Genomic DNA, 5,561 nt, shown 5'->3' with positions numbered 1-5,561 from the left:
CTGGTTCTTTAAGGGGCGCGGGGCTGTATCTGATCCGCGGCTCCGCCGCGGGGCGCGACCAGCCCCCACCGAACCCGCACCCGACCACCAAGCTCTCGCACCCAAAAACCGAGACGCCCATCCCGCATTCCGGACACCACGTCGGCAACCGGAACGACCGGCGTACGCTCGACGTGAGTCATAACTCTCCGAAGGAGCGACCGACGATGCCCGAGTTCAGGTCCCGCACAGTCACCCACGGCCGCAACATGGCGGGCGCCCGCGCCCTTATGCGCGCCTCCGGTGTACCGGGCGCCGACATCGGGCGGAAGCCGATCATCGCCGTCGCGAACAGCTTCACGGAGTTCGTGCCCGGCCACACCCACCTCCAGCCGGTCGGCCGCATCGTCAGCGAGGCCATCACCGCCGCCGGAGGCATCCCGCGCGAGTTCAACACGATCGCCGTCGACGACGGCATCGCGATGGGCCACGGCGGCATGCTGTACTCCCTCCCCTCCCGCGACCTGATCGCGGACTCGGTCGAGTACATGGTCGAGGCCCACTGCGCCGACGCCCTGATCTGCATCTCCAACTGCGACAAGATCACCCCGGGCATGCTGAACGCCGCCCTGCGGCTCAACATCCCCACGGTCTTCGTCTCCGGCGGCCCGATGGAGTCCGGCCGGGCCACACTGGTCGACGGCACGGTCCGTACGCTCGACCTGGTCGACGCGATCTCCGACGCGGTGAACGAGAAGATCTCGGACGAGGACATCCTCCGTATCGAGGAGAACGCCTGTCCGACCTGCGGTTCCTGTTCCGGCATGTTCACGGCCAACTCGATGAACTGTCTCGCGGAGGCCATCGGACTGGCCCTCCCGGGCAACGGCTCGGTCCTGGCCACCCACACGGCCCGCCGCGCGCTGTACGAGAACGCGGGCCGCACGGTGATGGACATCACCCGCCGCTACTACGAGCAGGACGACGAGACGGTCCTGCCCCGCAACGTCGCCACCCTCGCGGCCTTCGAGAACGCCATGGCGCTCGACATCGCGATGGGCGGCTCGACCAACACGATCCTGCACCTGCTGGCCGCCGCCCAGGAGGCGGGCGTCCCGTTCGGCCTCGACGAGATCAACGAGGTCTCGCGCCGGGTGCCGTGCCTGGCGAAGGTCGCGCCGAACGTCGCCAAGGACCGCACGTACTACATGGAGGACGTGCACCGGGCCGGCGGCATCCCCGCCCTCCTCGGCGAACTGCACCGCGCCGGGCTGCTCAACGAGGACGTGAACTCGGTCCACAGCTCGTCCCTCGCCGACTGGCTGAAGACCTGGGACGTGCGCGGCGGCTCCCCGTCGCCGGAGGCCCTGGAACTGTGGCACGCGGCCCCCGGCTGTGTCCGCTCCGCCGAGGCATTCTCCCAGTCGGAGCGCTGGGCGGCCCTGGACACGGACGCGGCCGGCGGCTGCATCCGCAGTGTCGAACACGCGTACTCGAAGGACGGCGGCCTCGCGGTCCTCAAGGGCAACCTCGCCGTCGACGGCTGTGTCGTGAAGACGGCCGGCGTCGACGAGTCGATCTGGACCTTCGAGGGCCCCGCGGTCGTCTGCGAGTCGCAGGAAGAGGCCGTCGAGAAGATCCTCAACAAGAAGGTGACGGACGGCGACGTCGTCGTCATCCGCTACGAGGGCCCCAAGGGCGGCCCCGGTATGCAGGAGATGCTCTACCCGACCTCGTTCCTCAAGGGCCGCGGCCTCGGCAAGACCTGCGCCCTCATCACGGACGGCCGCTTCTCCGGCGGCACCTCGGGCCTCTCCATCGGCCACGCCTCCCCCGAGGCGGCCTCCGGCGGCACGATCGCCCTCGTCAAGGACGGCGACCGCATCCGCATCGACATCCCGAACCGCACGATCGAGCTCCTGGTCGAGGACGCCGAGCTGGCGGCCCGCCGCGAGGCCCTGAACGGCGTCTACGCTCCCGTCTCCCGCGAACGCAAGGTCTCCCAGGCCCTGCGCGCGTACGCGGCGATGGCGACGAGCGCTGACAAGGGCGCGGTGCGTGACGTGTCGAAGCTGGGCTGACCCTGTCGTAGGACTGCTCATACAGCTGACCGAAAGGGCCGCTCCCCAGGAGCGGCCCTTTTCCGTATGTGCTTTCCGTATGTGCTTTCCGTACGCGCGCGCTGGACACCGTACGTATGTCAGGCCGCGTCCGTCACCAGCGGGCCGGGTCGGTCGCGTCCAGGGCGAAGACGGAACCGTCGGGAGCGCTCGCGTAGACGTGCCCGCCGGTGGCGACGGGCGCGGACAGCGTGGCCACGATCGTGTCGGAGTCCGCGCCGAGCCGAGGCGACGTCTGCCCCGCGAGCTTCCCCGTCCGGGCGTCCACCGCCAGCAGCCGGCCGTCGGCGGCGGTGACGTACACATACCGCCCGTCCACGGCCGGCGCCGAGCCGAGGCTCACGGAGGTCTCCAGCCGCCACAACTGCTTGCCCGCCTTCAGGTCGACGGCGATCAGCGCACCGCCGGCGGCCATCAGGTACACGGTGTTCCCGCGCACGACACCATGGGCCCGCTGGAGCGGAACGCTCACACCGACCTTGCGCGAGGTCCCTGTCGCCGGGTCGTAGTCGACGACGGCGACCGTGTCCCCGTACACGGTGTCGGTGGCGGCGAAGAAGACGGAGGCACCCGCGTCGGTGGTCCCGATGGGTTTGAGCTGCCCGTTCAGCTTCTCCTGCCAGCGCACATCACCGGAGGCCGGGTCCAGCGCGGCGACCCGGGTGCTCGCCCCGTCCTCGGCGGTGCTCATGGCGTACGCGAGCCGGTCGCCGGCGAAGGAGAACAGCCGCGGGCTGCTCAGATCACCGATCCGGCGGTTCCACTTGCTGTCGCCGGACGCGCTGTCGACGCCGGTGACCTTGCCGTCGGCGCTGGTGAGGAGGGTCATGCCGCCGGCGTATCCGAGGCCCACGCGATCGGCCTTCCCCTGCCAGCGGGTACGGCCGGTGACGGGATCGAGCGCCTCCAGCCCGGACCCCTCGTCCAGCGGAGGGTGCACGAGCCCGCCCGAGAGAACCGGCGGGCGGCTCGGTACGAGGCCGGCGTCGATGGGGTGCCGCCACAGGACGGTGCCGTCGGAGGCGTCGATCGCGGAGACGAACCCCTTCTGGGCGCAGAACAACTTCCCGCCACCGTACGAGCATTGGGGCATCCCGGCAGCGCGGGCGGTGACCGGCCGCACCGCCCAGGCCCGGAACCCGGCAGCGGCGGCCGTCGTACCGGAATCCGTTCCCGGATGCGTACCGGAGGAACGGCCCGGGGGCTCGGCGACCGTCGCGTCACCGCCGAACACCCGCACCGAGGCGAGGACACACCCGGCGGCGAGGACGAGGGCACCCGCAGCGAGGAGCACCCGCTTGCGCAGCCGCCGCCGATCCGAAGTCCGGTTGTCCGAGGGGGAGTTGGGCACGAGGGCGGCAGGAACAACGGAACCGGAACCGCCGGACTCCGAACCGCCGGACTCCGAACCGCCGGAGAAAGGGTCGCCGGAGACGGAGGAGTGAGTACCGTGCCGCTCCTCGGGCACGAACGACTGGGTGTCGTACGAGGCGGCTATCGACCGCAGCTCCCGCATGAGTTCATCGGGCGTGGGCCGGTCCTCGGGCTCCTTGGCGAGACAACTCAGTACCAGTGGGGCGAGGTTCTCCGGCACACCGGTCAAGTCCGGTTCGTCGTGCACGACTTGGTAGGCGACGACATAGGGACTGTCGGAGTCGAACGGCCCGCGCCCGGTCGACGCGTGCACCATCACCGACCCCAGGGCGAAGATGTCGGCGGCCGGTCCCACCTCACGGGGCCGCCGGAACTGCTCGGGCGCCATGAACGGCGGAGTACCGATCAACTTGCCGGTCTCGGTGCGCAGTTCGCTGTCCTTCGGCCGGGAAATGCCGAAGTCGATGACTTTCGGACCGTCCTCGGCGAGCAGTACGTTGCTCGGTTTCAGGTCCCGGTGGACGACCCCGACGCGGTGGATGTCGCGCAGCGCCTCGGCGAGCCCGGCCATCAGCCGGCGCAACTGCCTGGCGTTCATGGACCCGTTCCGCTTCACCTCGTCGGCGAGGGTCGGCCCGGGGATGAACAGGGTGGCCATCCAAGGCCGTTCGGCATCGGGGTCGGCATCGACGACGGGCGCGGTGAAGGCACCGCTGACGCGCCGCGCGGCGGCGATCTCCTGCCGGAACCGCCCCCTGAACTCGGGGTCCTCGGCGAACTCGCCGTGCACGACCTTGACGGCGAGCCGCATCCCGGACGTACTCCGGGCCAGGTGCACCACGCCCATGCCGCCGGAACCCAGCCGTGACTCCAGACGGTACTGACCGGCGTACTCCGGAAATTCCGCTTCCGCGCCGGTTCCGGAGTTCCGCTGTGGCGTCATGGACTCACCCCCGTGCTGTTCGGTCGCTCGCGCGACGGACGGAGCCTAGTCGATGCGGAATACAGGACAGAGGCGGCGTGCTGACGCAGGTGTACGAGTTCCGTACAAATGTTTCATGGCGGGTTGTAGGGGTATCACCCGTTCCCCATGACTGCCATGGGGTTCCAACGGGGGAGATTTCGCATGTCCACAGAGTTCACAGACCGAATCGGGGAGAGAGCGGCCGGCGGGGCGGCAGCGACGGCATCGGTCACGACATCCGTCCGCTACTACTCGGTCGCCCCCGGCTACCACCTCAACGTCCGCAGCGGCCCCAGCACCAGCTACTCCATCGTCCGCACACTCGCCGAGGGCGCCAAGATCCCGATCTACTGCCAGCGCCCCGGCGAGGCGATAGCCGGTCCGTACGGCACGTCGAACATCTGGGACAGCATCGACAACGGTGAGTACGTCTCGGACGCGTACATCCTGACGGGCAGCGACGGCTACGTGGCAGCGCACTGCTCCTGACCCGGCCAACGCCCAGGGCACCGGCACCACCATCGGGCGCCGGTGCCCGCCGGGCAATAATCGAACGGTGACCGACAAAACACCCAGCCCCAGACCCCGCTCAGAACCCACCCCGGAACCGATCCGCTTCTTCGGCACGACCTGGGTGGACCACGACGCCGGGTACCCGGCACGCAGGGCAGGGGTGGCCGCAGGCTCACTGGCGGCGACGATCGCCTCCTGCCTGATCCTGCGCCTCGCCTACGAGGGCCTGCGCATCGCGGAGGTAGGAGGGCTGGTGAGTCTCGTTGTCCTGGTGATGTTCGCGGTGTGCAGCGCACTGGCGTTCGGCCACACCTGGGGCGCCTTCACCACCCGCCCGGACCCGGCCCGCCAGGCCTCTCTCCGGGGCCTCCTGACGATCGGCTTCGTAGGCTCCCTGGCCGCCTACTTCCTCCGCTCCCTCAAAGAGGCCCCCGGCGAATCCCTGCACCGCAAGGAGTACGAGGCGTCCCGCGCGGAACAGACCCGCCGAACAACCCGCCGAACAGGAAACCCAGCCAAACGCCAAACCCGCTAACCAAGCCCCACCAACCCACCCTGCCCGCTCGTCCAGCCCGGGCAAGGCCATTTCAGCCGGTCCGGTGTTCGAACAC

General features: G+C 69.7%; 4 protein-coding genes. 3 read left to right on the top strand and 1 reads right to left on the bottom strand.

From position 1 onward, the window contains the following. Window positions 1-206 precede the first annotated feature (206 nt). On the top strand, window positions 207-2,060 hold the full coding sequence (ilvD, locus tag AOK08_RS17725) for a dihydroxy-acid dehydratase (RefSeq protein ID WP_055526721.1): 1,854 nt from the start codon (window positions 207-209) through the stop codon (window positions 2,058-2,060). 133 nt (window positions 2,061-2,193) lie between these two features. On the opposite strand, the gene AOK08_RS17720 is transcribed toward ilvD, so the two are convergent. Continuing rightward, window positions 2,194-4,416, bottom strand: coding sequence for a serine/threonine-protein kinase (locus AOK08_RS17720; protein WP_055526719.1), 2,223 nt, complete (start codon window positions 4,414-4,416; stop codon window positions 2,194-2,196). A 183-nt stretch (window positions 4,417-4,599) separates the two neighbouring features. On the opposite strand from AOK08_RS17720, the gene AOK08_RS17715 reads away from it, so the two are divergent. Together AOK08_RS17715 and AOK08_RS17710 are read left to right on the top strand one after the other, a co-directional pair. After that, window positions 4,600-4,926, top strand: a complete 327-nt coding sequence (locus tag AOK08_RS17715) for an SH3 domain-containing protein (RefSeq protein ID WP_055526716.1) — start codon at window positions 4,600-4,602, stop codon at window positions 4,924-4,926. A gap of 67 nt (window positions 4,927-4,993) precedes the next feature. After that, window positions 4,994-5,485, top strand: coding sequence for a hypothetical protein (locus tag AOK08_RS17710; protein WP_079054096.1), 492 nt, complete (start codon window positions 4,994-4,996; stop codon window positions 5,483-5,485). Window positions 5,486-5,561: the final 76 nt, after the last annotated feature.

Origin of the sequence: Streptomyces graminilatus (genome assembly GCF_001418565.1) — a bacterium.
GTDB lineage: Bacteria > Actinomycetota > Actinomycetes > Streptomycetales > Streptomycetaceae > Streptomyces > Streptomyces graminilatus.
The sequence above is the reverse complement of the archived record's forward strand: the minus strand, read 5'-3'. Positions and strand labels throughout refer to the sequence as shown.

Coding starts and splice junctions, on each gene's coding strand:
- ilvD (WP_055526721.1), top strand. CDS start 207: ATGCCCGAGTTCAGGTCCCGCACAGTCACCCACGGCCGCAACATGGCG.
- AOK08_RS17720 (WP_055526719.1), bottom strand. CDS start 4,416: ATGACGCCACAGCGGAACTCCGGAACCGGCGCGGAAGCGGAATTTCCG.
- AOK08_RS17715 (WP_055526716.1), top strand. CDS start 4,600: ATGTCCACAGAGTTCACAGACCGAATCGGGGAGAGAGCGGCCGGCGGG.